Origin of the sequence: Streptomyces sp. NPDC012825 (assembly GCF_042900925.1) — a bacterium.
In the GTDB taxonomy this organism is placed as follows: Bacteria; Actinomycetota; Actinomycetes; order Streptomycetales; family Streptomycetaceae; genus Streptomyces.
On record NZ_JBIBBZ010000049.1, the window covers coordinates 1 to 1164 of the forward strand.

Below are 1164 nucleotides of genomic sequence, written 5' to 3' on the forward strand. Positions count from 1 at the left end.
GGCCGTCCGCGCCAGTCGAGGCAGACCACCATGGCGTCGTCGTCGGGGTCGATGACGCCGCGGTGGCCGGCCAGTTCCTGGAGCACGGCGCGGGGGACCTGGGAGGCGGGCAGGAGCCGGGTGCTGGTCAGGGCCCGGGCCAGGGCCCGCTCGCTGTAGCGCTCCCCGGACGGGGAGGCGACGTCGTAGACGCCGTCGCTGACGAAGACGAGGCGGTCGCCCGGCTCGGTCCGCAAGTGCTCGGCAGTGTAGACGGTGTCCTCGAACATGCCGAGGGGGAGCTGGGCGCTCAGCTCGATCTGCTCGGCCCTGCCGCGCCGCACGCGCCACATCTTCGGCGATCCGGCGTCCACGATCTCCGTCGCCCCGCTGTCCAGGTCGAAGCGCAGCAGCAGGACCGCGAGGTGCTGGGCCCCCCGGTGCTGGCCGTAGACCGCCTGGTCGGCGAGGTAGGCCTGGTCGGTCAGGGACAGGCCGGCCCGCCGGGCGTTGCGCAGGGCGTTGACCGCGAGGTTGGTCAGCAGGGCCGCGTCGATCCCCTCGCCCATGCCGTTGGTCACGGTCAGGGTGAGGTCGTGGGTCGACGTCGACCAGTCGAAGTTGTCCCCGTAGATCGCGTAGGCGGGTTCGAGCTGCGCGCCGATGTCGTACTCGGGACGGCTGCACGAGCGCCCGGGGAGGAGCTGCCACTGCATCTCGGCGGCGAGCGTGAGGCGGTCGGCCCGGCGGGCCTGGAGGTAGAGGTCGGTGTCGCGCTCGCCGACGACGATCTCGTGCCCGAGGACCTCGGCGATCTCCGCCAGCTCCCGGGCGGTGGCGGAGTCCTCGCGCCAGTCCGGCAGGCACAGGCTCAGGACCCCGATGCGGTCGCCGCGCACGCTCACCGGCAGGTGCACGGTGACCGGCCCGTCCCCTCCGGCACCCTCGGCGTGGGGCAGCTGCCAGTTGAAGGCCCGGCCCGGGGCGCTGTCGTGGACGGGGACGGCTTCCTTCGTATAGGGGAGTGCCGTGACCGGTTGCAGTATGGTCATCGCGTAGTCGGCCATGAGCAGGGTGACGTCCGCGGCACCGTAGTGCGCGACCAGCCCTTCCTCCAGGGAACGGAGGAGGGCGTCGGGCGTGGCAGAGCGCAGGGCGCGCTCGATCGCGACGAATCTGTCCATT

1 protein-coding gene is annotated in these 1164 nt (G+C 72.4%); it reads right to left on the minus strand.

Features of this window, described 5'->3' with window-relative positions; genetic code table 11:
- Window positions 1-1163, minus strand: a 1163-nt coding sequence (locus tag ACFY7E_RS32860; RefSeq protein WP_389491512.1) for a PP2C family protein-serine/threonine phosphatase, incomplete at its 3' end; no start/stop codon positions are given.
- Window position 1164: the final 1 nt, after the last annotated feature.